Raw genomic sequence first — 26,413 nt, 5'->3', positions numbered from 1 at the left:
CCCGGGTCAGCCCCGCCACCGCTGTCGGTCAGGGCCGGCAGGGGGCGTCCGAGCGTCACTCAGCGCCGGAGACGCTGGGGAGCCAGGTGGCGATGTCGGGAACAAAGATGAGGGTCACCAGAAGGACCAACATCACCGCGATGAAGGGGACGGCTCCCTTGAAGACGTCCACGATGGTGATGGTGTGCCCGAGGTTCACCTCGGGGTCCTGCACGACCTTGTGGACGACGAAGCTCAGGATCCCGACGGGCGGCGTCACGAGCGCGACCTCAACGAGGATGACCAGGAAGACTCCGAACCACAGGAGATCGATGTCCAGTGTGGTGAGAATCGGCATGAGGACGGGAACAGAGATCAGAATCATGGCCATTCCGTCCATGAACATGCCCACCACGATGAACACCACCGCCAACAGAAGCAGGAAGGTCACACTCGAGAGCCCCGACTCCGTCGCGAAGGTGGTCAGTGACTCCGCGAGGCCGGAGAGCACCACGACGCGGGTGAGGAAATGGACGCCGATCAAGAGCAGGAAGATGGCCGCCGTCGCGCCAGCAGCCTCCAACAGGCACGTCATCAGGGTCTTCAGGAACCGCGTCGGCCGCTTGTCGGGCAAGGCAACCCATCCCAGGAGGATGGCGACCAAGGCACCGACGGCCCCCGCCTCGGTAGGAGTGAAGAGGCCGGCGAAGATGCCGCCGATAACCACGATCGAGATGATCAGGACGGGGAGTATCCCCGGCAGGACAGCGAGGCGTTCCCGCATCGACCACGTGGGTACGCCGCCCTCCGCCGGGGCCGGTGGCTTGACGATCGACATGACGACGATGACGGCCGCGAAGGCCAGGGCCGTGATGAGCCCCGGCATGAGTCCAGCGAGTAGCTGCGGACCGACAGGGGTCTCAGCCACTCCCGCATAGACGACCATCATCACGCTGGGCGGAATCAGTTGACCCAGGGTTCCGGCGACGGCCACTACGCCAACGGCCATGGCGGGACGATAGTTGGCCCGCAGCATTCCGGGAACCGCGGCCCGGGCCAGCGTGTACGAGATCCCGATGGAACTGCCGCTCGTGGCGGCCAAACCGGCTCCCGCAAAGTTCGTTGCCACGCCGAGGCCTCCAGGCAACCAGGCAAGCCAGGCTTGGGCCACCTTGAAGAGCCTGTCCATGAGGCCGAAACGGGACAAGGCCGTTCCCATCAGCACGAACAGGGGTATGACCGTCAAGGACCATGAGGCCGACGTGTTGAAGGGCGTTTCGGCCAACGACACCATTCCGGCGTTGAGGCCGGCCAACGCCACGATGCCGCCCAGACCCGCCAGCAACAGCGCCAGTCCGACATGCAATCCCAGGAGAATCAGGACGACCGACAGCGCAATGGTCAGGGCACCCTTGATCTCCGGCGTAGGCACGGCGAAGAGGAGCACTACCGCTGCGATCACCACGGCCCAGAGGGCCATGGCGGCAATATCGCCGCCGCGCCGCGTCGGTCCGCCGGGCGTGGAGGGGCTGGGCAACTCCGTAGCGGCCGAACGAGGATCGGGCAGTGTTGCCATCTCAGACATGTGTTGTTCCTTCGAGTGAGAACGGCTCATCGTTCTCAGCATCGTGCTGGCCTGCCCAGGAGGTCCGGAGGTCCCGGGTCAGCGTGGTGAAGATCGCCCAGGCGAAAGCTAGCGTGCTGAGTAGGACGATCACTTTGATGGGCCACAACGGCAACGTGATACCGCCGAAGAGTGCCAGGTTGAGCGCGATCGCCCGGACCGTCGCGTCGCCGGCTCCGATGGCCAGCAGGCATGCCGCCAGCAGGGCGAAGCCCGAATTGGCGAGGTTCGCGATCTTCGCTCCCTGAGGCGACATGAACCGCGCCAACAACGTGGTCTTGATGTGCTCGTCGCGGGCCTCCGCATGGGACAGGCCGAGGAATATCAGCAACGGCATCCACCAGTGCCCGGAGAGCTCGGTGGTCCCCGGAGCCGTGAGGCCGATGATGTTCCGGGCGACCACGTCAAAGACGATATGCAACATCAGCACGCAGACGATGACCGCTGACAACCTGCCAGACCATTCAAAGACCGGACTACTACGTGACGGGCTCATGAGAGGCACCCTTCATGACTTCACGATCAGTTGGACAGGCGTTCGGCCAAGGCGTCATCGAACGCAGTGAGATCACTGCTCTCACCTTCCTCGTAGCCGAGTTCATGGAGACGTCCCTGCCATTCGGTCATGGACTTCCGGTAGCCACTGATATAGGCATCGGGATCCTCGACACGGTCTGGAGCCGTCGCCGGCAGGTCATCGATGACCTGTCGCTGGAATTGCGAGAGCCTGCCGGCCATCTCCGGGGAGGGTTCGTGGAATTCCAAGCCGTGGTCCCGCGGTCCCTCCTCCCGGAGCTTCACCGCGAGATCGATGCTCTCGCCCTGCATCTGGCTGGACATCCACGCCACTCGCGCGTCCAGGATCGCCCGCTGCTGCTCCTCGGACAGGTTGTTCCAGGTCTTGAGGTTCATCACGACGAACTCCGTGTTCTGGCCAGAGAGCTGGAGTGAGGTGTAGTGCTTGGCGACTTCCCAGAGACCGAAGGCGGTCACGATCTTGGGGGAGGCGGCTGCACAGTCGATGACGCCCCGCTGGAGGGCCTCGTACACCTCAGACACCGGCATGGAGACCGGAACCATGCCCAGTTCCCTCACCTCGGAGTCCCAGCTGGGCCCCGTCGTCCGGATCCTCTTGCCAGCGGCCTCGCCGAGGTCGGTGACCGGGGTACGGCAGATGACGTTGATCTCGTGCATGGGAAACCGGGGGATGAGCAGCTTCAGTCCATCGTCCTCGAAGGCACGGGACATGGACCCCTCGTTGAGGACGTAGTCGGCGTTGGCGGCCCAGGCGATCATCGAGTTGTTGGGCCAACCCTCGTCTGGGACTGTACTGGCCAAGCCCGCGATCCAGTTGGCCAGGGGATACTCGCTCGGGTTGTAGGAGGCGGGCAACGTCCCCATATCGGCGATTCCGCCGCGGATGCCGAACCCGATCTCCTCCCCCTTGAGGAGGCTGCCGGACCAGAAGGACCTGAAGGACACGTCGCCGTTGGTCCGCTCGCTGACCTGATCGGTGAACTCTGTGAAGTGGACGCCTGACGACGGGGCGGTGAAATCCGCATACCGCAGGGTGATGCCATCGTCTGTCCCACTGGCGTCCCTGGCTGATTCGGCACAACCGGAAACGGCCAGAAGGGTTCCGAGCAGCAGGGATAGGACTGCTTTCGAACGGCTGAAGCGCCACGTCCTCAGAACCCCCGACCATTGCACCTCAACCATTCCCTTGGTCCTTCCCGTGGCCGTCTCCGATACAGGCCGTCTGCATCGTGGCGCACGAGGACAGCCACGTGATGATCCACCACGCGACTGTTTCCCTCGGCGCCGACTGGCGGGCTTCACATCTGCAATGCGATGAACTTGGTCTCCATGAACTCGTCCAGGCCTTCCTTGGAGCCCTCACGGCCCAGACCGGACTTCTTGACCCCGCCGAACGGTGCTGCGGCGTAGGCCACCGTGCCCCGGTTCAGGCCAACGTTGCCCGCTTCCAGGGCCTCGGAGACCCTGACGGCCCGCCGGAGGTCCTCCGTGAAGACGTACGAGACGAGTCCGTAGTGGGTGTCATTCGCCTTGGCGACGACCTCAACCTCCGTCTCGAAGGAGATCAGGGGCGCCACCGGGCCGAAGACCTCCTCACGGTTCAGCTCGGCTTCGGCCGGGACGTCTCTCAGGACGGTGGGCTTGTAGAAGAAGCCCTCACGGTTCAGGCGCTCCCCCCCGAGCACGAGCGCGGCGCCCTTGCCGACGGCGTCCTTCACCATGGCCTCCACGGAGGCCAGCTGCTTCGCGTTGATGAGCGGGCCGAGGTTGACGCCCTCATCGAAGCCACGTCCCTGGACGTAGGATTTCATCCGCTCCACGAGGCGGCTTTGGAACTCGTCGATGATCGAGCTGTGCACGAAAATCCGGTTCGCGGCGGTGCAGGTCTGGCCCGTGTTCCACATCTTGTTCAGCATCAACGAATCGATGGCGACCTGGAGGTCCGCGTCGTCGAAGACGATGAACGGCGCGTTCCCCCCGAGTTCCATCGAGGCGCTCAGCACCTGCTCCGCGGCCTGCTCCAACAGCTTGACGCCCACCGGCGTGGAACCGGTGAAGGACAGCTTCCGGGCATCGCCCGAACGGATCAACGGTTCCATGACCCCGTTCGAGTCGCTCGTCGTCACCACGTTCACGACGCCGTCTGGCACGCCTGCCTCCTGGAAGGCCCGGGCGAAGGCCAGGAGAATCAGCGGGGTCTCCTTCGCCGGCTTGACCACGACCGTGCAACCGGCCGCGATCGCGGGGGCCAGCTTGCGGGCCGCCTGGGAGAACGGGAAGTTCCACGGCGTGATCAGGATCGACGGCCCGATCGGCTGCTTGACGACGATCATGCGCCCGCCGGAGACGGGATTCATCTGGTAGTTGCCCTCGGTACGGACGGCCTCCTCGGCGAAGTGCTCGATGAAGTCGATGCCGCTGTTGATCTCAGCCCTGCCCTGCGCCAGGGGCTTACCGGCCTCCCAGGCCAGGATTCGGATGTTCTTCTCCATGTCCCGTCGCAGGATCTCGGCGACCCGTCGGAGGACCCCGGCGCGGAAGGCCGGCGTGGTGGCGGCGAAATCGGCTTGGGCTGCCACCGCGGCATCCAGGGCGCGGCGCCCATCCTCAGGAGAGGCATCCGCGACCTGCGTGAAGACCTTCTCCGTGGCCGGATCCGAGACGTCGAAGGTCTTGCGCCCCGCGGCGGGAACCCACTGGCCGGCGATGAACAGATCGCGGGGGGTGCTGGACACGACCTCGTGCTCCAAGGCTGTCGCCTCGCGGTCGATGTTGGTGATGGTCATTTTCAGTTCTCCTCGGTGCTTTCTGTCTGCAGGTCGGTCGGAAGATCAGGCCAGGCCGTGGAGGCCCTTGACGGTGAAGGCGTAGTCCACCTGGAGGTCCTGCCCGCTGACGTACGTGGCCAGACCGCTGTTCAGGAAGACCAAGGCGCGGGCCTGGTCCTCCGGCGTCGAGGCGCGGCCCACCTCGGAGACGTGGGATCCGCGCAGCCCATTAGCATTCTTGGAGAAGTCCTCGGCCATGGGGGTGTCCGTGGCCGCCGGGGAGATCGAGTTGAGGCGGATATGCTTGCCCGACAGCTCGTACGCCCGATGCTTCATCCAGACGATCAGCGCCTCCTTCGACATCATGTAGGCGAAGTTGACCCCGGTGAAGTTGGACTCGAGTTCATCCCGGTGGGCTTCGAACCACTGCTGTCCCGCCTCAAAGCCCTCGGTCTTGGCGAACTCCAGGTGCAGGTCCTGCCGCAGCTGCCACCGCATGCCGCCCGTGGAGGCGATGACCGCGGCGGAACCGTTCTCCGGCAGCCGTTCGATCAGGGCGTCCACAAGGTGACGCGTGCCGATGAAGTTGATCGTCAGCACATCCAGCTCCGAGAAGTTCCGGCCGCTGTAGATGGCTCCGGCGATGCCGGCGCAGCTGAACACATGGTCGATGGCGTCGGGCAACTCGGCCAGTGCCGCCTCGATGGATTCCTTGCTGCCCAGGTTGATCTTGACGTACTTCTCGACCGGGATGTCCGGCTCGTTGATGTCCAGTGCATAGACACGGGCTCCGAGCTGGGTCAGCAGGGTAGCCGTGGCCTTGCCCATTCCGGAAGCTGCGCCGGTCACCACGCAGGTCTTGTCTTGGTAGTTCAGGATGTCGTACATCTGCTGTTCCTCGATTTCTGCGGAGCGTCGTGATGCTCCACTGGCGTGGTGTGGCTATTCGCCCGCGGGGGCGTTGGACTCTTCGTAGGCGGCATCGCGGTTCTGGTACGCGGCCTTGGTCCCCTTGTCCCGACGCTCGCGGAAGAAGTTGAACTCGTCGTCCTCGAAGGACAGCAGCGTGCCCAGGGTGTGGCCGACGGCCCCCCGCATGAACTGCTGCGTGCCGCCCAGGGAGTCAAGGGCCATGTTGTGAACGGCCTTGCCGGTGATGAGGGCATCCTTGGGATTCCTCGCCACACGTTCGGCCCATTTCTCCGTGGTGGCCTCCAGCTCCGCCAACGGCACGGTCGCATTGGCCAGGCCGATCCGCACGGCGTCGTTGCCGTCGAACTGCGAACCGAGCAGGAGCATCTCCCGGGTGCGCTTCGGTCCGTAGGTGAGGATCTGCATGTTCAGGTGCCACGTGTTCCCGGCGAAGCCCAGCCGCTGTTCGGCGTGGCTGAACCGGGCATCCTCGGCGCAGATGACGAGGTCGACCAGTTCCGTCAGGTACATGCCGAATCCCACCGCAGCGCCCTGGACCTGGGCGATCACCGGCTTCTGGGAATACTGGAAGGCCATGTACTCGTCGGCCAGCCGCTTGTCGATGACGAGCCGCTCGCGCACGCTCATCCGGTACGGACGTCCGTCAGGCAACTTCTTGTTCAGTCCATAGACCTCGACCACGTCGTCGAAGTCGTGACCGGCACAGAACGATTTGCCCTTCCCCTTGAGGATGATGACCTTGATCGAGTCATCCTCCTCGAGTTCCCGGAGGCACTTCACCAGGTATTGGGCATCGTCGAAGGTCAGGGCATTGCTCTTGTCGGCCCGGTTGAACACGAGGCGGCCGATGGGCCCGCTCCGCTCAATCAGGACCGGTGCTTCGGTGTCACTCATCAGACCTCCAGGGATGCTGTCGGGGAAAGGGGACGGTGCGAGGGCCGACCCAAGCCTTCGGTGGTGATGGACACGGATGCCGCCTGCGCTTCGCGCGAGGTACGCTCCGGCGTGGCCCACGGCCGGCCTGGCACCAGGATCTCTTCGCCCTGGGCCGTGACGATCGTGTCGAAGAACTTCCGGAACTCCCGCAGCTGCGGATCCTGGGCGACCTCCTCCACCGTCCGCACGGGAGCCACGGGCACCGCATACTCCTGGGCCAGGGCCAGCAGTTCGTCCCGCGTGTGTTCCTGCAGCCACGGGGCGATCAGGGCATCGACCTCGTCGGGGTACTCCATGGCGATGCCGTAGAGGTTCCGGTAGCGGTCCTGCGTGGACCACTCCGGATTGCCCATCATGGCCAGCAGGCTGGCCCATTCGCGGTCGCTGCGGGTGATCATCGCGACGTAGCCGTCCTTGCACGGGAAGAACCCGAACGGGTAGCGGCCGCCGGATCCCGGCGCACGTCGCCCGTCCCTGGTCAGGGGGATCGAGTAGTAGTTCGCTACGGCTCCGTAAATGCGGACGTAGGAGGCCAGGACGTCCACGCCGGAGATCTCTACCAGACGTCCCTGAGCTGATTCGGCGGCCGCGTAGAGCGCCGTGGCCACGGCACCGGCGCCATGCAGCCCCAGTTGCAGGGAGCCCATGCCATAGGGAAGGGACAGCGGCTCGCGGTCGGGGTGGCCGACCATGTGCATCAGTCCGCTCAGCGCCTGCATGGACAGTTCGCCGGCCTCGCCCTCCTCACCGGTGTCCCACCCGAGCGATGACAGGGCGACGTAGGACAGCCGGGGAAAGCGTTCGTGCAGGCTCTCCCAGTCGAGGCCCCTGCTGCGGAGCTCCTCGGCAGGGAGGTCGGTCACCACGGCATCGGCATGCGCGATGAGGTCCTCCAATATCTCCCGGTCGTCCCCCTGCCGCCAGACGGCCACACTCTTGCCAGCATCCATGTACAGGCGGGCGCCGGGGGTCATCTCGGCCACGCGGAGGTCATCCTGCAGGGCGACGACGTCGGCCCCGGTGTCCCTCAGCTGCTTGCCGGCGAAGGCTGCGGCACGGGTCCGGCCGATCTCCACGACGAGCTTTCCGGCCATCAGTGCGTTGGTCATTTCAAGGCTCCCTCATTCTCAAGTTCCGCCAGCTGGTCCTCCGAGACGTAACGCCCCAGGACCTCGGGGTTGGCAGAGCCGATGCACGGCGCAACCGCGCTGACCTCCGGAACAGTGCCCTCCAGCCGCCACGGAACGCTCGTGACCTGTAGAGTTCCGATCGCCTCCAGCGGATGGTCGACGGACTGGATGAAGCCGCGCGAGAGGTAGTTCTCATCGGCGGCCACCTGGGCCGGGGTCAGGATCGGGGCGACCTCCACCCCGCGGTGGCGCAGGGTCTCGAGGATCTTCCCGGTGCTCGGCCGCTCCGGGCCCGCACCGTTGCGGCTTCCGCGGGCCCCGGTCCAGGTCTCGGTCTCGGGGTCCTGGATCAGGGACCACCGGCCGCCGCCCGGATCCGAGTTGCCGACCGGGCCGGGCGTCTCGCCGGACAGCTGGTGCTCCACGAACGCCTCACCGGCCAGGATGGATGCCGCCTCGATCTGGGACAGGTCAATGTGGGTTCCCTCATCGCTGGCCTGCCGTCCCACGAGGGCCGACATCACCAGGTGGACTCCGCTGAAGGAGCAGTTCAGATCTGCCAGCGCCAGCGACGAGCAGCCCATGACCTCGCCGTCCTCATAGCCGATCAGTCCCTCGACGCCGGCGAGCGCGGTCATCACAGGGGCATAGGCCCGCTGGGTGCGCAGGGGGCCGGTCTGGCCGTACCCGCTGGCAGAGACGATGATGAGCCGCGGAAAGCGCTCTCGGAGCCCCTCGATGGACAGACCGAGCCGGTCCAACCATCCGGGGACGAAGTTCTCGATGAAGACGTCGGCATCGCCCAGCAGTTCCAGGAACAGTTCCCGGCCGTGGTCGGTCTTGAGGTTCAGGGTGACACTGCGCTTGCCGGCGTTGGCTTCGTGGAGCAGCTGGAACGCCTCGTGGGCGGGGAAGCCTTCCGGGTCCGATGGGCGGGGCACGCGGGCCCGGTTCACGTCGATCTTGGCCCTCGACTCCACTTTGATGACCTCGGCCCCCAACTCCCCCAGCACCCGGCCGATGAGGGGTGCCGAGACGGCGGTGGTGACCTCGACGACGCGGACGCCCTGGAGCCACGAGACGTCGCCTACCTGGGGTTGGGCGCCCAGACCGCCCACGGTGCTCTGCTGTGTATCAGGCAAGGTTTGCCCCTTCCGTCAGCTGGCGGCCGTTGGCCTGCACCAGCGAGGTCGACTCGTACACTTCACCGGTGAGCTGCAGGGCTTCCGGCCCGGCCAGCAACAGCGCCGCACCGGCCATCACCTCGGGTGATTCAGCGTTCGGATCGTCCGCGGAGATTACACCGTGGAACACGATGCCGGGGGTCGGCACCAGACCTCCCGGCCGGAGTGCCGTGACAGCCACACCGTGGTTGTAGCCCTCGGCGGCCAATCCGCTGGTAATGCGCTCCAGCGCCGCCTTGCACATCCCGTACGCGCTCGTGGTCCCCTTGGCGTTGAAACGCGACGGCGGCATCTGCGGGTCCTCCGCCTCCAGTGAGGAGATGTTGACGATCCATCCGGCGCCACGCTCACGCATGCCCGGAAGCACCAACTGGCTGAGGTGCAGGGGAGCCTGGACCTGGATCTCGAACATCAATCCGACCCGCTTGAGGGAGATATCGGTCAACGGGGTGAAGTAGGTCAGCGCCGCGTTGTTGACGAGGATGTCGACCTTGCCGAAGTGCTCAGTTGCCGTCTTCACGATCCGCTCACGCTCTTCGGGCTTCGTCAGGTCGGCGGCGACCGCCAGTGCGGTTCCCCCGGCTGCCTCGATCTTCGTCACCGTTTCATCCAACGTGCCGTCCAGTCGCCCCGGGGACTCACTGGTCGACCGGGCCGTCACCACCACGGTGGCCCCCTCCCGGGCGAAGGTGGCGGCAATCTCCGCCCCGATTCCCCGGCTGGCGCCAGTGACCACGGCCACTTTCCCGTCCAGAATTCCCATGTGCTTTCCAACTCTCCATCGTGCTTGTCGGCGTTCGGCCAGGTTGATTGAGAGGCCCTGCGGACCGTGCCGGTGTGGCGCGGCCCAGCTGGGGCCGGTCAGGCGTCAGTCCTCTTCGGGTGCGATCTCGACCGCTAGGCCGTCGAGGGACTCGTCCTGCTTGACTTGGCAGGAGAGACGGGAGCGCGCCTCGTCGAAGTGGTCGGCATCCTCGAGGAGTTCCGCCTCGTCCTCACTGCGTTCGCCGAGCTGCTCTACGACGGTCTCGGGCAGGAACACATGGCAGGTCGCGCACGAGGCGGTGCCGCCGCAGGAGGCGAGGACGGGAAAGTCGTTGTCCCGCAATGCCTCCATCAGGGACTGACCCGGCTCCCAGTCGACGTCCGTGGTCACGCCCTCGCGGTCGGTGACATTGAGCTTTGTCATGGTGGTGGCCTTCGTCATGGTTGGTTCAACTCCTTCACTGGGCCTCGGAGGCGAGTTCGCGGACGGCCTCCGAGAGCTTGATGTTCATGTCTCGGGCGGCATCCTGGTCGATGGCCGCCGCCGCCGCGATGAGTTTCTTCCCGGCGGTGAAGTCCTTGAGCGAGCCGATCGTGTCGATGGCCGCCAGTTTCCCGTCGCGCAGATAGAGCACCGAGAACGGCGCCGTCTGGGCATCGCCCCGCACCACGATGTCGTCCTCCGGGGTCCGTAGGCCTGCCGTCTGCAGCCGCACGCCGTGCTGCACCGTCCAGAACCACGGCACCTCGCGCTTGGTCGTCGTTACGCCCATGATGTGGTTCGCCGCGTTGACGGCCTGGGCTACGGCGCTCTGGATGCTCTCCAGGCGACGGTTGATCCCCGCTTCGGGCCACACCAAGCGGGTGGCATCCCCGGCGGCGTAGATGTCCGGATCGGAGGTCCGGCTGTCCGCATCCACGATGATCCCGTCCTCGGCCTTCAGCCCCGCTTCCGTAGCGAGCGCGTGCATCGGCACCACGCCGATGCCGACCACGACGGCGTCGGCAGCGTAGGTCTGTCCGTCGGCGGTGACGACACCTTCGACCTTTCCGTCGCCGGTGATCTCGGTGACGGCGGCGCCGAAGACCAGACTGGTCCCCTGCTCGGCATGGAGGCCCTCGAAGAACCGGGACACGGGTTCAGACGTGACCCTGCTCATGACCCGGTCCTGGAACTCCAAGATGGTGGTCTCGCATCCGGCGGCCGCGGCGGCCGCGGCGACCTCCAGGCCGATGTATCCGGCCCCCACGATCGCGATGCGTGCACCCCGGGTGAGCACGGCCTTGATACCCCGGGCGTCCTCGCGGGTCTTGAGGGACAGGACCCCGGGCAGGTCGGAACCCGGGCACGTCAGCTTGCGTGCCTGGGACCCCGGAGCCAGCATGAGCGTGGTGTAGTCGAGCCGGGTGCCATCGGCCAGTTCCACGGCGTGGTTGACGGCATCGATGGCTGAGACGGTGCCACTGATGCGCTCGATGGCCTGACCCTCGTAGAAGGTGTCCTTCCGGAGCGGGATCACCTCTTCGGTGGTGTCCAGCTTGAGGAGTTCCTTGGACAACGGCGGCCGCTCATAGGGAGTCCCGATGTCCGGATCGATCAGGACGACGCGCCCTGACCAATCAAGCTCGCGCAGGCGAACGGCCGTCTGCACTCCCGCATGGCCGGCACCGATGATGAGGATTGATGATTCAGTCATGTCGCGCACATCCTTTCCGTTGAAATCAATACCGCTTCACAGCCCGGGGCTTTTACCATCGTCGCAGCTATGATCCTCATCACATCCCTGCCTTTCGAAGAACGAAACCACTCGCCGCATCACTCGCGGGGACGGGGGGATATCCAGAGGCCATGCGCACGCGAGCACACCTCACCGCCGGCCAAGATCTCCCCCTCTGCGAAGGTCTTCCGGCCGTCAACCTCGGTCACGCGGGCCAGGACCGTCACGGGCTCGAACAGCGGCACAGGCCGCTCGTAGCCGATAGTCAGCTCACGGGTGAAGCTGATGGCGGAAACGTTGACACGCACCGCCTTCCAGAGGGCCTCGTCGAGGAGCACGGCGGAGTAACCTCCGTGCAGCTTGCTGGGAGGGCCCTGGTACTGGAGGGGCAGCTCCACCGTGAATTCACATTCATCGCCGGATCGAACAAGCTTCATCGGCGGCGCAATGGCATTCCGGTGGCTCACCACGGGATTCGTCGCCACCGCGATCCGGCCGCGGCGATCGAACACCGGCGGATGCCGCGGCTCCGAGCCCTCGCCCAGGGCGAAGGGGTCCTCCAGGGCCTGCCGCAGCCGTCCGACCTCCCGCTCCAGAAAGGGCACGAGGTCATCTCCGGTGGTCGACAACAGGCCTCCGGCGATGTCGCGGCACACTCCGGCCGCGAATTCGGCCAACACGCTGTGCTGGATGGACTCGGGTACCCGCTGGTCAGGCGGTGCCGTACTGGCCTCGGCCATGAAGAACCTCCTCAGTTCTGGATTGGTATGACCAAGCTCACATATGCCAAGGGGTTGCCGGGGGTGAATTTCAGCCAGCGAAAAACCGCACCATTCGGAGCCGCCTGGAACCCAAGATCGTGATGGACACCACAGTTGATTTCAATGCGCAACGGTCCCCGGACCTTGTCGATGCCAGAAAGAAGGATGACATGACCGCCGTCTTCACCGAGGAACAGACAGCCCTCCGGCACATGGTGCGCGACTTCTGCGACACCCACTTTCCCGAGTCCGCCGTACGCCAGACCATGGAATCCGGAGCCGGGTTCGACCCCGAGTTATGGACCCGCATGGCGCAGGAGATGGGACTGACGGGCATCGCCGTGGCCGAGGAGTTCGGCGGCTCCGGGGCCGGCCAGGTCGAGCTCAACATCGTGGTGGAGGAACTCGGCAGGGCACTGGCCGTCTCCCCGTTCTTCTCCACCGTGGTCCTCGCCTCGAACCTGCTGTCCGCCCTGTCCGACGCTGAGCTCAATCAGTCCCTGCTGCCCGGCATCGTCGACGGGAGCACAACCGCCACGGTCGCCTTCATTGAGCCGGCGGGACGATTCGACGAGGACCTCTCGACCGCCGGGTCCGAGTCAGGGGGTCAGTGGACCCTCCAGGGCACCAAGGTGAACGTGCTCGACGGCGGCACGGCGGACCATTTGCTGGTCTCGGCCCGGACCGACCGCGGAACCAGCATCTTCGAGGTCAAGGCCGGCGCCGCAGGGATGGCCGTGGAGCAGCAGGATACGCTGGACCTCACCCGGCCGCAGGCGCAGATCACGTTCGACGGCACCCCCGCCCGCCTCGTGGGCGAGGAGGGACGGGGCGCGGAGCCGCTGTCCTCCACGCTGCGGCTGGCCTCCGTCTCCTTGAGTTCAGAGAATGCCGGCGGGGCGCTGCGACTCATCGAGCTCTCAGCAGACTATGCACGGACCCGTGAACAATTCGGCAAGGTCATCGGTGGCTATCAGGCCATCAAGCAGAAGATTGCCGACGTCCTCCTCCAGGTTGAGCTGGCACGCGCCGCGGCCCACCAGGTCGCCCGGGCCGCGGACCACGATCCCGATGTCCTCCCCCTCGAGTCCGCCATGGCCCACGCACTGACGTCAGAGGCCTATGTCCAAGCCGCCTACGAGACGATCCAGATCCACGGAGGCATCGGCTTCACCTGGGAGCACCCGGCCCACCTGTACTTCCGCCGCGCCAAGAGCAACGAGGTGCTGTTCGGAACCCCCAGCCATCACCGGGAGCTGGCCGCGAGGCAATTGCTCGGACAGTGACCCTCCATCGGCTCGATCCCGATACGGTGGGCCCATGCTGCCGACGTTGCACCGCCCGGACCCCCGCCACGTGGGTCTCGGCGCACCGAGCATGACATGACCACGTACCCACCCCTGGCGGCCACCGTCCTGCTGCTACGCCCGGGCACGGCACCAGTGAACCCTGTGGCACCCGCGCCCGAGATCTTCACCATCACCCGGTCCAAGGCCCTGGCCTTCAGCGCCGGAGTCTCGGCCTTTCCCGGGGGCCGCATCGACGAGGCCGACGACCTGCCGGCACCGCTCTGGAGCGGCACCGACCTGGCGGCCTGGGGTCGGCGGCTAGGGCTGGAACCGGTCGATGCCGGACGACTGCTTGCCGGCGTCGTGCGGGAGACCTTCGAAGAGGCCGGGATCCTCCTGGCACGGCACCGGGACGGCACGCCCGTGGACGCGGCCCTGCTCGACGGGCTGCCGGTCGACACCCGGGTCCGCGTGGAGCGGCACGAGCTGGACTTCGGGACCCTCCTGACCGACTTGGACCTGCACCCAGAGGTGACCTGCATGCAGCCCCTCTCCCGGTGGATCACCCCCGAAGGCGCGGCCCGCCGTTACGACACCTACTTCTTCGCCGCCGCGATCCCACCCGGACAACGGCCCGGCGCCCTCTCCTTCGAGGGGATCGACAGCCGGTGGACGACGGCGGCCGCCGCCCTGGAGGACTTCCGGGAGGGGCGGCACCGGCTCATGCCACCAACCTGGGCACAGTTCCGCACGCTGCTGACAGCGCGGTCCGTGGACGAGGCCCTCTCGGGCAGCGGCACCCTTGAGACCGTTCGTCCGACCTTCGTGCCGGGGCCGCCCAGCACGGCCAGGGATTTCCGTGGCGACGCGGACTACGCGCTGGGCCTCGCCGGGGCACGGGCAGCGGCCGAGAGACGCCGCAACGTGCAGTGACGCTTTCCCCGCGAAGACCCCATGGCTCAATTTATGGAGATATACATCGCGGTCCCAGAACTGGCCCTCGATCTAACGGATTACTGCCGCAAACTCGGAAGTTTTTGACGAGACTGCCGATTGTCCATAACTTTTCCTCAGGTTCTGCACTTCGGTGCCTTGCCGAAGTCAAGACTGGATCACAACGAAGCAGCGATACACCGCTTCGACACCCCAGATCCGTCAGTCCAGACCCGAGGAGACTGCCATGACCGAGCAGAACACCCAGCACACCCCGGCCAGCGCCGAGCAGATCCAGCACGACTGGGACCACAACTCCCGCTGGGCCACCACTGAACGCACCTACACCGCCGAGGACGTCGTCAAGCTCCGCGGCCGCGTCCAGGAGGAGCACACCCTGGCCCGCCGCGGCTCCGAGAAGCTGTGGGAGCAGCTGACCAGTGAGCACGCCGAGGGCTCCTACACCAACGCCCTGGGCGCCCTCACCGGCAACCAGGCCGTCCAGCAGGTCAAGGCCGGGCTGCGCGCCATCTACCTCTCCGGCTGGCAGGTCGCCGCCGACGCCAACCTCTCCGGCCACACCTACCCGGACCAGTCCCTGTACCCGGCCAACTCGGTGCCGCAGGTCGTCCGCCGTATCAACAACGCGCTGATGCGCGCCGACCAAATCGAGTTCGCCGAAGGTGTCCAGACCGTGGAGGACTACCTGGTCCCGATCGTCGCCGACGCCGAGGCCGGCTTCGGCGGACCGCTGAACGCCTACGAGCTGATGAAGTCCATGATCACCTCGGGCGCCTCCGGCGTGCACTGGGAGGATCAGCTGGCCTCCGAGAAGAAGTGCGGCCATCTGGGCGGCAAGGTCCTCATCCCGACCGGCCAGCACATCCGCACCCTGAACGCGGCCCGCCTCGCGGCCGACGTCGCCGACGTCCCCTCCGTGGTCATCGCCCGCACCGACGCCGAGGCCGCCACCCTGATCACCTCGGATGTGGACGAGCGCGACGCTGACTTCATCACCGGCGAGCGCACCGCCGAGGGCTTCTACAAGGTTCGCAACGGGATCGAGCCCTGCATCGCCCGCGCCAAGGCCTACGCCCCGTACTCCGACCTCATCTGGATGGAGACCGGCACCCCGGACCTGGAGCTGGCCAAGAAGTTCGCCGAGGCCGTCAAGTCCGAGTTCCCGGACCAGATGCTCTCCTACAACTGCTCGCCGTCCTTCAACTGGAAGAAGAACCTGGACGATGCCACCATCGCCAAGTTCCAGCGCGAGCTCGGTGCCATGGGCTACACCTTCCAGTTCATCACCCTGGCCGGCTTCCACGCCCTGAACCACTCCATGTTCGACCTGGCCAAGGGCTACCAGGAGCGCCAGATGTCCGCCTACGTGGAGCTTCAGGAGCGCGAATTCGCCGACGAGGCCCGCGGCTACACCGCCACCAAGCACCAGCGCGAGGTCGGCACCGGCTACTTCGATGCCATCTCCACCGCTCTGAACCCGGATGCCTCCACCCTGGCCCTCAGCGGGTCCACCGAGGCCGGCCAGTTCTGATCCAGTCGGCTCAGGCCAAGCCTTGAGCCGGACGGAAGGCGGGTGGCGCCCGGACCCCACATGGTCCGGGCGCCGCCCGTCCTTCCACCCCACCATCAGCTATCCCGACGCCGGCGCCCACCTTGAAGGCCGACGTCGCCCATCACACCCCGCACCACACCCTGGGGCTCTTCCATCGACTTTCCTGACACCGCGCGTTCTTCAGAACGCGCACCGCGTCACCGTCATCTCGGCGGGCGCGGACGACTCCCCGAGGAGGCTCCCATGTACCCCACCGACCAGCCCATCACCCTCAACGGCGTGACGATCACCGGACCGCACCTGCCCCGGCAGGAGGAGATCCTCACCCCGGACGCCCTCGACTTCCTGGCCAGCCTGCACCGTCAATTCAACGGGCGCCGACTCGAGTTGCTGGCCAAGCGTGAGGAGACCCGCCAGCGGATCTCCGGCGGCGCCACCCTGGATTTCCTGCCGGAGACCCGCACCATCCGTGAGGACGGCTCCTGGCGGGTGGCCCCGCTCGCGCCCGGTCTGAAGGACCGCCGTGTGGAGATCACCGGCCCGGTGGACCGGAAGATGACCATCAATGCGATGAACTCCGGTGCCAAATGCTGGCTCGCCGACTTCGAGGACTCCTCCTCGCCGTCCTGGGAGAACATGCTGAACGGCCAGGTCAACCTGCGGGACGCCATCCGCCGCCAGATAGACTTCACCTCCCCCGAGGGCAAGGACTACGCGCTCGGCGGCGTGCAGCTCGTGGACCGCCCGACCATCATCGTCCGCCCCCGCGGCTGGCACCTGGATGAGGACCACCTGGTGGTGGACGGCGAGCCGATGGCCGGCGCCCTGGTGGACTTCGGCCTGTACTTCTTCCACAACGCCAAGGAACTTCTGCGCCGCGGCCGCGGACCGTACTTCTACCTGCCGAAGACCGAGAACCACCTCGAGGCCCGCCTGTGGAACTGCATCTTCGTGGTGGCCCAGGACCACCTCGGGATCCCCCAGGGCACCGTGCGCGCCACCGTGCTGATCGAGACCATCACCGCGGCCTTCGAGATGGAGGAGATCCTCTACCAGCTGCGCAACCACGCCGCGGGCCTGAACGCCGGGCGCTGGGACTACATCTTCTCCATCATCAAGAACTTCCGGGACCGCGGTGAGGCGTTCGTGCTGCCGGACCGTGCCGACGTGACCATGACCGCCCCGATGATGCGGGCCTATACCGATCAGCTCGTGCGCGCCTGCCACCGGCGCGGCGCCTCGGCGATCGGCGGCATGGCGGCCTTCATCCCGAACCGTCGCGACCCCGAGGCCAACGCAGCGGCACTCGAGAAGGTGCGGGCGGACAAGACCCGTGAGGCATCGGATGGCTTCGACGGCTCCTGGGTGGCTCACCCGGACCTGGTGCCGGTGGCCATGGAGGTCTTCGACGCGGTGCTGGCCGACCGTCAGAACCAGATCCGCGCCAACCGCCGCGAGGACGTGGTCCCCGATGGCGCCGCGCTGCTGACGGTGTCCGAGACCCCAGGCTCCATCACGGAGGCCGGCGTGCGGATGAACATCGAGGTCGGCATCCGCTACGTGGAGTCCTGGCTGCGGGGCAACGGCGCCGCAGCCATCCACAACCTCATGGAGGACGCCGCCACCGCGGAGATCTCGCGGTCCCAGATCTGGCAGTGGATCAACGCCGGGTCCTCCGCCGAGGTGACCGGGGGCGGCACCAGGACCGTGACCCGCAAGTGGGTGCAGGAGTTGATGGACGAGGAGTTCGCGCGCATCGAACGGTCTGAGAATGACCGCTTCGACGACGCCCTCGAGGTCTTCGCCGGTTCCGCCCTGGCCGAGGAGTACCCGGACTTCCTCACCCTGCCGGCCTACCGGAAGTTCCTCTCGGCCCAGGCCCCGGCCCGGCAGGTCATGGCGGGCACCACGGCCTGAGTCTCGATCGCGGCGGTGCCAGGACCTGGTCCTGGCACCGACGCGGTTCTACCGTGGCCGTCATGGACATGAAGATCGAGCTGGTGGCGATCCCGGTCACCGACGTTGACCGGGCGAAATCCTTCTACGTGGACCAGGTCGGCTTCAACGCCGACCACGACTACGTCCTCTCCCCCGAGCTGCGCTTCGTCCAGCTCACCCCGCCGGGATCGGCCTGCTCGATCGTGCTGGGTGTGGGCATCACCGAGATGGCGCCCGGCTCGCAGAAGGGCCTTCAGATGGTCATCGAGGACGCGGATGCAGCCCTCGCCGAACTGTCCGGCCGCGGGGTGGAGTGCAGCGGCGTGGACGAACAGGACTGGGGCCGGTTCGTCTACTTCGCCGATCCGGACGGCAACACCTGGTCGCTGCAGCAGATGCCGCCTCGCTGAGTCCCCGGCGGGGCCGTCCCACGGGCTCCACGGACAGCTCGCCCAGGCTCGGGCGGTACATCTCTACCAGGCCGGCAGCTCCGGCAGCGGCCCTTCGGCCTCGACGCCTTCCGTCTCACCGCGGGCCAGCCAGGCCAGCAGGCCCTCCCGGTCCGATTCGACCGTCAGGGCGCCATCACCGGTGACCCACTCATCACGCTCTTCGGTCCTCAGCGTCAGGCCCGGCGCGTTGCGGACCCGCATGGCCCGGACCGCCGCCTCCACCGCGTTGAGCAGAGAGTCCGGATCGGCCTCCTCGATGGTCCAGGCGGTATCCAGGTCGCCGTGATGGACCACCACCTCCGAGATGCGCACTGCCACGAGAGAGGTGGCGGGAACCGGCATCTCCCCGATCCGGACCTCCTCCGCCCGGAGATCACCGGCCAGCCGCTCCGACTGCTCGGCGAAGAACCGGGACGCCTCACCCAGTTCGGAGATGAGTTCCTTCCGGGGCATCGCCGCAATCCGGGCGATCTCCTCGGCGCGAGCCTCCCGCGAGGGGTAGACCTGCTGCTCCTCCCCCGTGACCGCCCAATCCACCATACGCACCAGGGCGCGGGCGTTGGAGGCCAGATGGGCCACGACGTCGGCCCGGCTCCAGCCCTCGCAGAGCGAGGGCGCGGCCAGTTCGTCCTCGGAAAGAGAGTCGACGGTGGCCAGGAGCATGGCAGTCTCGCGAGCCAGCCGCGACTGGTCGGAGTGCAGGCGTGCGGGATTGATCATGGGCTCACCCTAGCGAGGCGGCTGTGAGCCTCGCCACCGGAAGGCACCCCTGGTCCAGACGCATCCGACGGCGATCCAGACGCCAGCCGACCTGGTCGCCTGACCCCCCGGAGCGCCCCCCTGACGTGTACCCGGGCATTCCCCTGATGTGATCTACCTCACGTGCTGCAACGCTGGGCCCTGGCCCGTTGTCCCCCAGCGTTGACCCGAGAGGAATCGGTCATGACCCTGCCTTCACCCGCCCCCGGCAGCACCTCACACGACCCGAGAACACCCAACGAGCGTAAGGAGAGGCGCACCGCGAACTGGGTGGCCGCCATCGTCTGCATGGCCCTCGTCTTCGACGGCTTCGACCTCACCATCTACGGTGCCGTGCTCTCCACCCTCCTGGACGACCCCGGCCAGATCGGGACCCTCGATGCGGCCGCAGCCGGGACCCTGGGCTCCCTCGCCCTGATCGGCGTCCTCGTCGGCTCACTCACCTGCGGCTTCCTGGGAGACCACTTCGGACGCCGCCGGTTGATCCTCGGGGGCATCGCCTGGTTCTCCGTCGGCATGTTCATCACCGCCCTGACCACCACCGTGCCCGCTTTCGGCGCGATGCGCCTGCTCACCGGACTCGGCCTCGGTGTCATCCTCGCCACGGCGGGGGCCGCCATGGCGGAATTCGCTCCGGCCGGGCGCCGCAACTTCTACAACGCCGTGGTCTACTCCGGCATCCCGGCCGGCGGCGTGATCGCCGCCCTGCTGGGCATCCTGTTGCTCGAGCCCCTGGGCTGGCGGGGGCTCTTCATGCTCGGCGCCACCCCCCTCCTCTTCCTGCTGCCCCTGGCCTGGTTCAAGCTGCCCGAGTCCCCCCGCTGGCTGCTCTCCCGCGGCCGGACCGAACAGGCACACGCCGCCTCGGCCCAGACCGGTATCCCCCTCCTGGAGGAGCAGGTCGTCCAGCAAGAGGGGGCGGCCCCTGCGCGGCGCGGCTTCGCGGCCATCTTCTCGCGCCGGTTCCTCGTGGCCACGATCCTGTTGGGCTTCATGTCCTTCTCCGGGCTGCTGCTGACCTACGGACTGAACACCTGGCTGCCCCGCATCATGGAGGGCTACGGCTTCGGCACCAACTACTCACTCTCGTTCCTGCTGATCCTCAACTGCGGTGCCGTGCTCGGCGGCATCATCGCCTCCACGGCGGCAGACCGGCTCGGCGCTCAGCGGATCGTGGCCACCACGTTCGTCCTGGCCGCCATCACCCTGGTCTTGATGACCTTCGCCTTCCCCGCCCCCGTGCTGTTCCTGTTCATCGCCGTGGCCGGGGTCGGCACGCTGGGAACCCAGGTCCTCATCTACGGCTTCAGCTCGAACTACTACACCACCAACGCCCGTGCCGCGGGGGTGTCCTGGGTGGCCGGTTTCGGCCGGATCGGCGGCGTCCTCGGCCCTCTGGTGGGCGGCTGGCTGGCCGCACTCGGCATCGGCGGCGGATCCGCGTTCTACATCTTCGGGGGCGTCGCCCTCTTCGGGGCGCTCGTCACCCTGGCCGTCCCGCGTCAGCGCACCCTGGAGCGGGCCGCGTGCCCGGCGGTCGCCTCCGCAATGGCAGGAGCGCCCGACGACGGTCGCCCCGGCCCCACGGTACGGCCGGCTCAACCGGTGCAACCGGCTCAGCCGACGCAGTAGGACCAGCCGGCTCAGTAGGGTCAGCCGGCTCAGCCGCTGGGGCGGTAGCGCGCGGCGAGCGCGCTGCGGGAGCGGATGCCGAGCTTCCGGTAGATCCGCGTCAGGTGGTACTGGACGGTCTTCTCGGCGAGGAAGAGCGTCTGGGCCGCCTCCCGGTTGGTGGCCCCGGAGGCCACCAGCCCGGCCACGGCCCGCTCCTGCGCGGTCAACTCCACGGAAGTGCGCTCGGCTCCGGTGGAACCGCCGGGCTCGAACCACGTGGGACCACCGGCCCCGGCAGTCCCGGCAACCGAAGGTTCCCCCATGAGACCGACGTCCACACCACTGGCCTGCAGCTCCCGGTCGCACCGTTCCACGTAGGTGATGGCACCCAGGCTGTCATACAGGGTCCGGGCGGAGTGCAGCACTGAGGAGGCCAGGCCGCGCTTGCCGGCACGGCGCATGCTCTGGCCGAAGGCGAAGCTGACGCGGGCGCGCAGGTACGGCCGCTGCAGACCGCGCAGGTGCCCGAGCGCGGCCTCGAAGTGCTCACGGGCCTCGTCCGGATCGCCTTGCGCGGCCGTGATCCGGCCCCGGGCCCAGGCCATCCGGGCCAGGTCGGACGGCACCGGTTTCTCCCGGCGGATGGCCTCGAAACCGGTGAGGAACCGGTCCGCCTCGTCGACCCTGTTGGTCATGACGAGAGCATTGACGTAGGTGTCCTGCCAGGGCCAGAAGGACACGCGGTCCTCGGTCCACGGGTCGATCTCCACGAGTGACTCCAGGGCGTCCAGGGCGCTGGCATAGTCCGCGCGCGCCTCGTGGAAGCGCGCCCGCGCCAGGATGGAGGGCACCTGCATGGCCCGATAGGTCCCCGGTTGCACCCCGGCCAGGGACACGTAACGCCGGGCCCGCTCCCAATCCCCCCGCATGGACCACAGCTCGGCGGCGGTCCAGTAGAGGAGGGGGCGGATCAACGGCATCCGTGAGGTCTCCAGCCGCACCGCGGCGCGGGAGACCGTGGCGGCCGCGGCGTCCCAATCGCCCAAGGTGAGCTGGGTCCGTGCCAGCCAGGCCTCGGCCCACAGGGAGATCCGCAGCGATCCGCCACGCTGCTCCGTGGGCACGGCCGCCTCGAAGTTCACCAGGGCGGTCTCCACCTGGTCCGTCCGCAACGCCAGCCAGGCCGAGCCCATCTGGATCCGCTGCTTCTGGGCGTTCTCGGCCACATGCCCGAAGGCCCGCTCATAGCTGCGCTCCGCCTCGACCGTGCGCCCCTGAGCGTAGAGACCCAAGCCGTAGATCGCCTCGGACTCGATGTGTGCCGGGGTGCCGGGCGCGGTCAGGGCCATGGCCCGCTCGGCCCAGAGGCCCATCGTGGGCCCGTCCCAGGACGCCACCCCGTGCAGCACCATCCGCTGGGCCACGGCGGCCGCAGCGGCGGGCTCCCGCTCGGGGTCGCTGTCCGCCCAGGCTCCAGTTGCGTCCGGGCACCGTTGTTGTGTCCGGAGGCGGTGGACAGGTAGCCCAGCACGGAGGATCGCAGGGAGGACGGGGGCATGTCCTCCACAGCCGAGGACCACATCTGGGCCTCGGCGATGTTCCCCGAAGCCACGAGCGCGTCCACACCCCGCAGCAGCCGCTCGCTCCGCGACCGGGGATCCGCGGACAACCGGGACGCGGCGAACAGGGAGATGGCCACGTCACTCCAGGCACCCACCAACGCCCGCCGGCGCACGAACTCCTCGAGCTCCCTCGCCAGGCCCTCGTCCACCCCCAGGGTGGCGGCCGCCCGGTGACCGAGTCGGTCCCGTTCCTGGGGCACGACGCCGGCCGCACGGCAGTGCAGTGCCTGGCCGCGGCTGGGTGCCAGCTGGCCATAGACAGCCTCGGCGGCGCCCGGCTCCATGAACTCCACCCGAGCCGTGGTCGGGTCGACGGCCAGGCGCAGCAGCCGCACCCGGTGCCCCTCATCCAGGGCGTCCATCAGGGCCTCCACGCCGCTGACATGCGCGACCGCATCCGTGGTGGCGGCCCCGCCCAGGACCGCCACCGCCTCGGCCACACGGACCAGGTCCTCCGAGGCGGTCTCGAGGAGTCCCCGGACCCGGGCCAGCATCCGCGAGCTGGCGGGCAGGCTCGGAAACCAGGACTGCCACGTCTCCCTCGGCAACTCGGCCAGCAGCTCCACGATTGCCCGGGGCATCCCCCGGGTGTGGCGGACCAGACCGTGGGCGGCGGTGGCCCCGAGGTCGATGGAGAACCGCCGGCGCGCGAGCTCCCGCACGTCCTCGGCGTCCAACGGCTCCAGCTGGAGGTGCCCGACCCGATGGCTGTTCAACAGGTCCAGCAGCCCCGGGGGAACGCCGTGGGCGCGGGCATGGTCCAGGGTGAGCACGAACAGGACTCTCTGCCGGTGCGTGCGGCGCAGGGCGAACAGCAGCACCCGCAGGCTCTGCTCGTCCAGCAGGTGCACGTCGTCGATGGCCACCACCACGCAGGAGCGGGACTGCAGGGCCGTGATGTGCGCGGCCAGGGTGTCGGCGAAGTTGGCGGCCCGTGCCGGGGTGAGGTCCATCCCGGACTCCGGCCGGGGCAGCACGGCCCCCTCGACGCCCTTGGAGGAACGCAGCGGCTCCCGGTGCATCAACTGCGAATACCCGGACAGGGGCAACGCGCTCTCCCACACATCCCCGGCCGCGGTCATCTGCTGCACGTCCGGCACCACGGCCCGGCAGTGCTGCAGGAAGTGGTCCAGCGTGGCGGTCTTCCCGGAACCGGTGGGGCCGCTGAGCACCACCGTCCGCACGGTCCCCCCTCGCGCCAGGTCCAGCGCCGCGGTCAATCCCTCGAGGACCGGGGCCCGGCCGACGAGCGGCAACTCGGCACCGGCGTGATGGCCAGTGATCATGGGCGCGAGTCTACTGAGCCGTCCCCCGCGGGCTCGGTGGGACAACGCCTCTGCCGGCCGGCCGTTCCGAGCCGGGCTCAGCCGAGATCGCCGCCGGCCACCGGCAGGATGCTCCCGGTGGCATAGGACGCCTCGTCCGAGGCCAGGAAGACGATCGGGGCGGCCTGCTCGTCCAGGGTGCCGTAGCGCTTCATGAACGATGACTCGGTCACCTGGTCCACCACGTCCCGGACCCACCGCTCCTCCCGTTCGCCGTCCGGGCCGGGGCCGCGCTGGACGGTGCGGGGCGGGGCCTGGGTGCCGCCGGGGGCCGTGGCCACCACCCGGATTCCGCGCGCCGCGGTCTCCATGGCGAGCGCCTGGGTGATGCCGTTCACCCCGCCCTTGGCCGCGGAGTAGGGCACCCGGTTGATGCCGCGGGTGGCATTGGAGGAGACGTTGACCATGGTGCCCTGGCCCGCCTCGAGCATGGAGGGCAGCACGGCCCGGCACATCCACAGGGTGGGGAACAGGGACCGGGTGACCTCGCGCTGGATCTGTTCGGCACTGAACGTCTCGAACGGGCGCATCCAGATGGCCCCGCCCACGTTGTTCACCAGCACGTCCACCCGCCCGTGCGTGGCCAGCACCACGTCCACGGCCGACTGGGCCCCGTCGAACGACTCCAGGTCGGCCGTGACGGCGGTGGCCGATCCCCCGGACCCGGTGGACTCCTCGCGCTCGGAGATCCCGGCAGCCACCTCGTGGACCAGCTCGGCGCGGTCCACGAGCACCACGGTGCCGCCCTCCGCGGCGATCCGCTCGGCCACCTTCCGGCCGATCCCCTGGCCTGCCCCGGTGACCACCGCGACCTTGCCGGCGAAGCGCCCCGGGGTGATGAACTGACCCGCGTAGGGGGCGGCCATCAGGCGACCGCCCGGGAGGCCGCGGCTGCCGCGGCAGGCGCCTGGCCGGCGTCGTGCCCCCGGTCTGCACCGGGACCGGACTCGACGGCATCGATGGCCGTGGCCATGGTGCCCTTGGCGTCCTTGGCGTGGGCCATGACGATCTCGCGGGCTCTCTCCTTGTCCTCCTGGCCCCCGTCCTCGAAAGCCTGGACCATGTCCACGTGGTCCTGGGACACCCGGGCGAAGATCTCCGTGCCCTGCTCGAACGTGGCGAACATCTGCTCGCTGAGGTCCAGCCGGCGGTAGGACTCCAGCAGGACCGGGTTGTCCGAGATGGTGAAGAGGTACTCGTGGAAGGCCTCGTTGGTCTTCACGTACTCCTCCGGGTCCGTGACCGTTCCTTCCCCCACGCAGGCCGCGGTGGCCTCGGCCAGCCGGCGGAACTGCTGCAGCTGCTCGTCCGTGAGCCGGCCGAACATCAGCTCCGTGATGGCCAGCTCGAGGCCCATCCGGGCGTCCAGCTGCGCGTAGCTGTCCTCCTTGCGGAAGGACAGCCGCCCGGTGGTCATCGAGGAGACGGCCTCGGAGCGGGACAGGGTGTCCCCGGCGGACTCGACCTGCTCCGCGGACGCCGGGGCGCCGGTCTCGGCGTCGCCGCCGGTGGCCTCCTTGGGCGCGAAACGCTCGAAGTAGAAGTTCGCCGGTTCCACGCCCTCGGTCTCCAGCCATTTCGCGACGGCGTTGACCATGGGCGGCGGACCGCAGAGATAGACGTCCACGTCGCCGTCGTTCAGGTGTTCCGGCTCGATGATCTGGGTGACGTAGCCGGTGTGGGGCGCGGAAGTGCCCTCCTCGGAGGCGATGAGGTCCCAGGTGAACTGCGGCAGCCTCTCCTCGTAGGCGCGCAGCCACTCCAGGCCCACGATGTCCGCCTCCCGGCTCACTCCGTAGATGAGGTGCACGGGGTGGGCCGGCGGGTTGGCGCTGAGCTTCTCCAGGATGGACATCAGCGGCGCCAGGCCGGTGCCGCCGGCCAGCAGCAGCAGCGGACGCTGGGGCTCGCGCAGGAAGAACGAGCCGTAGGGCCCGGTGAACTCGATGGTGTCCCCCACCGCAGCGCGGTCCCGCAGGAACTCGGACATGGCCCCCTGCGGGGTGATGCGCACCATGAAGGAGGAGTGGTCCTCGTCCGGTCCGGTGCTGAAGGAGTAGGAGCGCTCGGCGTCCGTGCCGGGCACCTTGATGTTCACGTACTGCCCCGGAAGGTACGCCAACTCGTCTCGGTCCTGCACGTCCAGGGTGAAGGAGATGGTGGACTCGGAGTGCTTGTCCAGCCGGCTCAGGGTCGAGGTGAACGCGGCGGCCGAGGTCTTGGCGGACTCGGCGGTGGCCGGGACCTGGATCATCATGTCCGATTCCGGGACGGCCTGGCAGGTCAGCAGGTAGCCCTTCTCCAGCTCGTCGTCCGTCAGGGCATCCTCGATGAAGTCGCCCGGGTCGAAGGTCCCGGAGTCGCAGAAGGATTTGCACGTCCCGCAGGCCCCGTCACGGCAGTCCGAGGGGATATTGATGCGTGCCTTGTACGCGGCGTCCATGATGGTCTCGAAGTCGCCGACCTTGACGACCTTGGTCACGCCGTCCTCGAAGCTGAGGGCTACTTGATGGCCCATGGTGTCCTCCTGGGTGGATCCGGTTGAATCTGGTGGTGGGTGTCTGACATCCGGT

At 67.8% G+C, this 26,413-nt stretch carries 23 protein-coding genes; 6 read left to right on the top strand and 17 right to left on the bottom strand.

All coding sequences use genetic code 11. From position 1 onward, the window contains the following. Positions 1-55: 55 nt before the first annotated feature. The 12 genes from ACFFIO_RS14520 to ACFFIO_RS14465 form a co-directional block, all read right to left on the bottom strand. Positions 56-1,564: a TRAP transporter large permease gene (locus ACFFIO_RS14520; RefSeq protein ID WP_378042885.1), complete on the bottom strand. Its 1,509-nt coding sequence runs from the start codon at positions 1,562-1,564 to the stop codon at positions 56-58. Then, a complete protein-coding gene (locus tag ACFFIO_RS14515) occupies positions 1,557-2,054 on the bottom strand; it encodes a TRAP transporter small permease subunit (RefSeq protein WP_378042883.1) in 498 nt (165 codons plus the stop codon). The genes ACFFIO_RS14520 and ACFFIO_RS14515 overlap by 8 nt, the downstream gene beginning before the upstream one ends. A 71-nt stretch (positions 2,055-2,125) precedes the next feature. Then, complete coding sequence (locus ACFFIO_RS14510) at positions 2,126-3,322, bottom strand: C4-dicarboxylate TRAP transporter substrate-binding protein (protein WP_378042881.1); 1,197 nt, start codon at positions 3,320-3,322, stop codon at positions 2,126-2,128. A gap of 116 nt (positions 3,323-3,438) precedes the next feature. Further along, positions 3,439-4,926, bottom strand: a complete 1,488-nt coding sequence (locus ACFFIO_RS14505; RefSeq protein ID WP_378042879.1) for an NAD-dependent succinate-semialdehyde dehydrogenase — start codon at positions 4,924-4,926, stop codon at positions 3,439-3,441. A 45-nt stretch (positions 4,927-4,971) separates the two neighbouring features. Further along, entirely contained in the window at positions 4,972-5,796 is an 825-nt protein-coding gene (locus ACFFIO_RS14500; RefSeq protein WP_378042877.1) for an SDR family oxidoreductase, read from the bottom strand. A gap of 54 nt (positions 5,797-5,850) precedes the next feature. After that, positions 5,851-6,735, bottom strand: a complete 885-nt coding sequence (locus ACFFIO_RS14495; protein ID WP_378042875.1) for an enoyl-CoA hydratase/isomerase family protein — start codon at positions 6,733-6,735, stop codon at positions 5,851-5,853. Further along, the gene (locus tag ACFFIO_RS14490) at positions 6,735-7,886 is read right to left on the bottom strand and encodes a CoA transferase (RefSeq protein WP_378042873.1); all 1,152 of its coding nucleotides are present in this window, start codon (positions 7,884-7,886) and stop codon (positions 6,735-6,737) included. The genes ACFFIO_RS14495 and ACFFIO_RS14490 overlap by 1 nt, the downstream gene beginning before the upstream one ends. Beyond that, positions 7,883-9,049, bottom strand: coding sequence for a CaiB/BaiF CoA transferase family protein (locus ACFFIO_RS14485; RefSeq protein ID WP_378042871.1), 1,167 nt, complete (start codon positions 9,047-9,049; stop codon positions 7,883-7,885). The genes ACFFIO_RS14490 and ACFFIO_RS14485 overlap by 4 nt, the downstream gene beginning before the upstream one ends. Beyond that, positions 9,042-9,854 (bottom strand): SDR family NAD(P)-dependent oxidoreductase, encoded by an 813-nt coding sequence (locus tag ACFFIO_RS14480; protein ID WP_378042869.1) that lies wholly within the window; start codon positions 9,852-9,854, stop codon positions 9,042-9,044. Before ACFFIO_RS14480 ends, ACFFIO_RS14485 begins: the two co-directional genes overlap by 8 nt. Positions 9,855-9,959: 105 nt before the next feature. Continuing rightward, positions 9,960-10,298 carry a 2Fe-2S iron-sulfur cluster-binding protein gene (locus ACFFIO_RS14475; RefSeq protein WP_378042867.1) on the bottom strand — a complete coding sequence of 113 codons (339 nt, stop codon included), beginning with the start codon at positions 10,296-10,298 and terminating at the stop codon, positions 9,960-9,962. Between the two features lie 16 nt (positions 10,299-10,314). Next, the gene (locus tag ACFFIO_RS14470) at positions 10,315-11,553 is read right to left on the bottom strand and encodes an NAD(P)/FAD-dependent oxidoreductase (protein WP_378042866.1); all 1,239 of its coding nucleotides are present in this window, start codon (positions 11,551-11,553) and stop codon (positions 10,315-10,317) included. A gap of 119 nt (positions 11,554-11,672) precedes the next feature. Next, complete coding sequence (locus ACFFIO_RS14465) at positions 11,673-12,314, bottom strand: PaaI family thioesterase (protein ID WP_378042864.1); 642 nt, start codon at positions 12,312-12,314, stop codon at positions 11,673-11,675. Positions 12,315-12,505: 191 nt separating this feature from the next. Between ACFFIO_RS14465 and ACFFIO_RS14460 the strand changes: the two genes are divergently transcribed. The 5 genes from ACFFIO_RS14460 to ACFFIO_RS14440 all read left to right on the top strand — a co-directional run bounded on the left by ACFFIO_RS14460 (position 12,506) and on the right by ACFFIO_RS14440 (position 18,478). Next, complete coding sequence (locus tag ACFFIO_RS14460; protein WP_378042862.1) at positions 12,506-13,621, top strand: acyl-CoA dehydrogenase family protein; 1,116 nt, start codon at positions 12,506-12,508, stop codon at positions 13,619-13,621. A 96-nt stretch (positions 13,622-13,717) separates the two neighbouring features. Then, the gene (locus ACFFIO_RS14455; RefSeq protein ID WP_378042860.1) at positions 13,718-14,557 is read left to right on the top strand and encodes an NUDIX hydrolase; all 840 of its coding nucleotides are present in this window, start codon (positions 13,718-13,720) and stop codon (positions 14,555-14,557) included. Between the two features lie 247 nt (positions 14,558-14,804). Next, a complete protein-coding gene (gene aceA / locus ACFFIO_RS14450) occupies positions 14,805-16,109 on the top strand; it encodes an isocitrate lyase (RefSeq protein WP_378042859.1) in 1,305 nt (434 codons plus the stop codon). A gap of 264 nt (positions 16,110-16,373) precedes the next feature. Beyond that, positions 16,374-18,047 (top strand): malate synthase A, encoded by a 1,674-nt coding sequence (gene aceB, locus ACFFIO_RS14445; protein WP_378042857.1) that lies wholly within the window; start codon positions 16,374-16,376, stop codon positions 18,045-18,047. A gap of 62 nt (positions 18,048-18,109) precedes the next feature. After that, positions 18,110-18,478: a VOC family protein gene (locus ACFFIO_RS14440; protein WP_378042856.1), complete on the top strand. Its 369-nt coding sequence runs from the start codon at positions 18,110-18,112 to the stop codon at positions 18,476-18,478. Between the two features lie 63 nt (positions 18,479-18,541). On the opposite strand, the gene ACFFIO_RS14435 is transcribed toward ACFFIO_RS14440, so the two are convergent. Continuing rightward, a complete protein-coding gene (locus ACFFIO_RS14435) occupies positions 18,542-19,240 on the bottom strand; it encodes a maleylpyruvate isomerase family mycothiol-dependent enzyme (protein WP_378042855.1) in 699 nt (232 codons plus the stop codon). A gap of 222 nt (positions 19,241-19,462) precedes the next feature. Here ACFFIO_RS14435 and ACFFIO_RS14430 point away from each other — a divergent pair, with 222 nt between their 5' ends. Beyond that, entirely contained in the window at positions 19,463-20,911 is a 1,449-nt protein-coding gene (locus ACFFIO_RS14430; protein WP_378042853.1) for an MFS transporter, read from the top strand. A gap of 29 nt (positions 20,912-20,940) precedes the next feature. On the opposite strand, the gene ACFFIO_RS14425 is transcribed toward ACFFIO_RS14430, so the two are convergent. The 4 genes from ACFFIO_RS14425 to benC all read right to left on the bottom strand — a co-directional run bounded on the left by ACFFIO_RS14425 (position 20,941) and on the right by benC (position 26,358). Then, positions 20,941-22,317 carry a LuxR C-terminal-related transcriptional regulator gene (locus ACFFIO_RS14425; protein WP_378042852.1) on the bottom strand — a complete coding sequence of 459 codons (1,377 nt, stop codon included), beginning with the start codon at positions 22,315-22,317 and terminating at the stop codon, positions 20,941-20,943. Next, positions 22,233-23,801, bottom strand: coding sequence for an AAA family ATPase (locus ACFFIO_RS14420; RefSeq protein ID WP_378042851.1), 1,569 nt, complete (start codon positions 23,799-23,801; stop codon positions 22,233-22,235). Before ACFFIO_RS14420 ends, ACFFIO_RS14425 begins: the two co-directional genes overlap by 85 nt. A 77-nt stretch (positions 23,802-23,878) precedes the next feature. After that, complete coding sequence (locus ACFFIO_RS14415) at positions 23,879-24,706, bottom strand: 1,6-dihydroxycyclohexa-2,4-diene-1-carboxylate dehydrogenase (RefSeq protein ID WP_378042849.1); 828 nt, start codon at positions 24,704-24,706, stop codon at positions 23,879-23,881. Beyond that, positions 24,706-26,358, bottom strand: coding sequence for a benzoate 1,2-dioxygenase electron transfer component BenC (gene benC, locus ACFFIO_RS14410; protein WP_378042848.1), 1,653 nt, complete (start codon positions 26,356-26,358; stop codon positions 24,706-24,708). Before benC ends, ACFFIO_RS14415 begins: the two co-directional genes overlap by 1 nt. Positions 26,359-26,413: the final 55 nt, after the last annotated feature.

Source organism: Citricoccus parietis, from assembly GCF_042433045.1.
GTDB lineage: Bacteria > Actinomycetota > Actinomycetes > Actinomycetales > Micrococcaceae > Citricoccus > Citricoccus parietis.
The sequence above is the reverse complement of the archived record's forward strand: the minus strand, read 5'-3'. Positions and strand labels throughout refer to the sequence as shown.